We start from the raw sequence: 3,400 nt of genomic DNA, 5'->3' as shown, positions 1-3,400 counted from the left end.
GCCGCTTGTACAGCTTGCCGTTCGGGTCGCGCGGCATCGTCTCGATGAAGTCGACGGACTTGGGGCGCTTGTAGCCGGCCAGTCGCCGCTCGCAGGAGCAGGAAGGAACGGATACATGAGCATTCTCGACGGGAAGGCCGGGTGGGGCCGTGCTGGGCGGTGTCAAGGCAGCGGACGTGACGGAACCGGAGCACTCGGCGGCCGGGCGGTCCGTCGAGGACCGTGGCGGCGGTCCGCACGCGTACGGGGGCGATGCGGATGATGCGGAGCCTCGCCGTCCGCTGAACGCGGGAACGGCGGCCGTCGTCATCCTGTGCCTGGCAACGGCGCTGGCCCACGTCCTCCTGGTCTTTCTGCACGTGGCGCCGGCGAACGCGGTTTCGCAGCTCTACAGCCGGCCGATCAACGCCTGGGTCTATCCGCTGTTCGAGCAGAACTGGCGGCTCTTCGCCCCGGACCCGGAGTCGGTCAACCGGCAGATCTCAGCGAGGACCGGGCGGACGACGCCCGACGGCACCGTGGAGGTCAGTGACTGGTTCGACCTGAGTGCCGTGGACGCTTCCGCAGTCGAACACAATCCCTTCCCCAGCCACACGGCACAGAACATGCTGCGCCGCGCCTGGAGTTCCTATCTGGAAGTGCTCGGTACCGACGACCAGCCGCGTTCGGAGCGTGCCGTGATGATGCAGACCTACCTGCGCAACATCGCGGCGGATCGCGTCGCCGCCCACCGGCCCGGCTCCTTCGACTCCATCCAGCTGCGGGTGATCACGCTACCCGTCGGCGCCTCGGGCACGCAGGCTGCTCGCCGCCCGGCCACGGCCGCCGCCGTGCCCGCCAACGCCCGTCATCTGCCCTGGTGGAAGGTGGAGCCCCGTGGAACGAACTGAGCTGACATCGGCTTCCGCGCCCGCACCCCCGCTGCTGCAGCGCGTGCTCGACCGCGTGGGCATGCTCTTCGCCCTGCTGATCGAACGACCGGTCTCCCTGTACGCCGCAGCGGTCCTCCGTATCGGATACGGACTGCTCTACCTGGTCTTCCTGTTGCGCGAGTTCCCGCACCGCCACGAGATCTGGGGTCCCGATGCGCCGTGGACGCCCGAGCTGGCGAGGCAGCTCTTCGACCAGACCGGATGGGTTAGCCTCCTCACCCTCTCCGACCACCGTGCGTACTTCGAGAGCTGTTACGCGGCCGCTCTGGTCACATCCGCACTTTTCATGCTCGGCTGGCGGACCAGGGCCGTGTCCGTGCTCTTCGCGGTCGTGGTGGCCTCGTTCCACGCCCGGGCGATCTTCATGACGGACGGGGGCGACAATCTCATCCTCCTGATGTCCGTCTACCTCGTCTTCACCGCCTGCGGCCGTCGCTGGTCCCTGGACGCACGCAGGCGGACGGGCGCGGCGGCGGACGGGGCCCGGCACCCGCGCAGATTCCCCGGGGTCTCCGGGCTCCTCGGGTCCTGCGGGTTTCGCGCAGTTCGCGGGTTCCGCCGGACCGTGGTGACCGTGCTGCACAACTGCGGCATGTTCGTCATCGCCGCCCAGGTCTGCTTCCTCTACGGATCCGCAGGCCTGTACAAGGTGCAGGGCGGCTCCTGGGGCAACGGCACCGCCCTCCACTACGTGCTGAACCTCGAACTCTTCCGGCCCTGGCCCGCGCTGTCCCTCCTGCTGGACGAGCACTCCGTGGTGATCGCCATCGCCGGGTATCTGACGGTGCTGCTGCAGGTCGCGTTCCCGTTCGTCCTGTTCGGCAGGCTCAAATACCCGGTCCTGACCATGCTGTTGGGCCTGCACGTGGGGATCGCGGTCTTCTTGGGACTGCCGCTCTTCTCCGCCGTGATGATCGTCGCGGACGCCGTGTTCCTTCCGGACCGCTTCTACCGGTCCTTGGGGCAACTGTGGCGACGTACGCTCCGATCCGCAGGAGTCTCCCGGACGGGGGATCCGGCCGCTGGCGAACCCGCACTCGTACCACCCCAGCCGGGACCGGCCGGCTGAACCGAGCAGGAGGTCGGCGCTCCCCGTGGAGGCGTTGACGGTGTGGGCCGGTACGGGACCCAGGGGTCGGTGGTCTCGACGCGCAGGCCGGGCGGGACGTCATCGGCCGGGATCCAGTCCAGGAAAGCCTGCGAGGCGTCGCGGCGGACCAGGTACTCGACGGCAGGGTCATGCCCGCCCGCCCCTTCCCCGGCCCCGGGCGTCCTCGTCCGGGCCGGGTTACGTATCGTTCTCCACCGCCGGCACAGCCCCCTGCGCCTCGCGTCGGGACGCGGCCACCGGTGCCGTCGGGGAAGATGGAGGTGTCCCCGTCCCAACAGTGAGGAGCGTCCGCGCTGATGCCCGCTTCCGGTTCCGGCTCAGGGCGACCCACGATCGCCGATGTGGCCCGTGTCGCCGGGGTGTCCCGTACGACGGTCTCGCACGCCCTCAACGGCCTCGGCAAGGTGGACCCCCGGACGCGGGAGCGCATCAAACAGGTCGCCGCCGAGCTCGGCTACCGGCCCAGCCTGCGGGCCCAGCGGCTGCGGCGCGGGCAGGCGAGGGCCATCGCCCTCGCCTCCTCCATGCCGTTCGCGGTGGCCGGTGGGCCGTCCCGGCTGGGCTTCTACATGGAGATCGCCGCCGCTGCCGCCGAGAGCGCCCTGCTGCACGACTACGCGCTCGTGCTCGTCCCGCCGGTGCAGTCCGGGTCAGGGCTGAACTCGGTCGACATCGACGGGGCCATCGTCGTCGAGCCGGACGTGCACGATGCGGCGGCGGCCCATCTGAGGGAGCGCGGGCTGCCGTACGTGGCGCTCGGCAGGCCGGTCTCGCCGGAGGAGAGCGCTCCGTACGTCGATCTGCGCGGCCGGCTCGTCGCCGAGCTGCTGCTCGGCCACCTGCGCGAACAGGGCGCCGCCCGGCCCGCGCTCCTCATCGGATCCGGCGCACGGCATTCGTCGGTCGACGCGCGGGCCGCGTACGAGCGCCTGGCCGAGGAGTACGGCTGGGAGCCGATCGTGGTGACGGCGCCCGAGTCGGGGGGCGAGCAGGCCGGCTACGAGCGCTGTGCCGCGCTGCTCGCCGAGCATCCCGGGATCGACGCCGTCTGCGCGCTGGTGGACGCCTTCGCCGTGGGCGCGGTCCGGGCCATCCGGGACAGCGGGCGCTCCGTGCCGCAGGACGTCATGGTCGTCACCCGGTACGACGGGCTGCGCGCCCGTACCTGCGAGCCGCCGCTCACGGCCGTCGACCTGCATCTGGACCGGGCGGCCGCGGACGCGGTGGAACTGCTGCTGGCGCGGCTGCGCGGCGACGTGACCACCGGCGCGGTGGTCACTGGGATCGCGGCTGCTGTCGGCCCTCGGGGAGCCTGCCACCTCGCCGAAGGCGGACCTGGTGATGGCGGGGGTCGCCG

Annotated in this window: 3 protein-coding genes; all 3 read left to right on the top strand. The window is 71.1% G+C overall.

Features of this window, described 5'->3' with window-relative positions; translation table 11 throughout:
• Positions 1 to 176 precede the first annotated feature (176 nt).
• Positions 177 to 890 (top strand): DUF5819 family protein, encoded by a 714-nt coding sequence (locus tag ACWDX7_RS28360; protein WP_451491853.1) that lies wholly within the window; start codon positions 177 to 179, stop codon positions 888 to 890.
• Positions 891 to 951: 61 nt separating this feature from the next.
• Positions 952 to 2,001 carry an HTTM domain-containing protein gene (locus tag ACWDX7_RS28355; RefSeq protein WP_451491902.1) on the top strand — a complete coding sequence of 350 codons (1,050 nt, stop codon included), beginning with the start codon at positions 952 to 954 and terminating at the stop codon, positions 1,999 to 2,001.
• 338 nt (positions 2,002 to 2,339) lie between these two features.
• Positions 2,340 to 3,400: LacI family DNA-binding transcriptional regulator (locus ACWDX7_RS28350; RefSeq protein ID WP_451752050.1), on the top strand; the 1,061-nt coding region annotated here is incomplete at its 3' end.

The sequence above is a fragment of the Streptomyces sp. NPDC003034 genome, assembly GCF_053591375.1.
This window is presented reverse-complemented; position numbering and strand designations above follow the sequence as displayed.

Excerpts from the sequence above, each read along its gene's own strand:
- ACWDX7_RS28355 (WP_451491902.1), top strand. The coding sequence starts at position 952 with ATGCTCTTCGCCCTGCTGATCGAACGACCGGTCTCCCTGTACGCCGCA.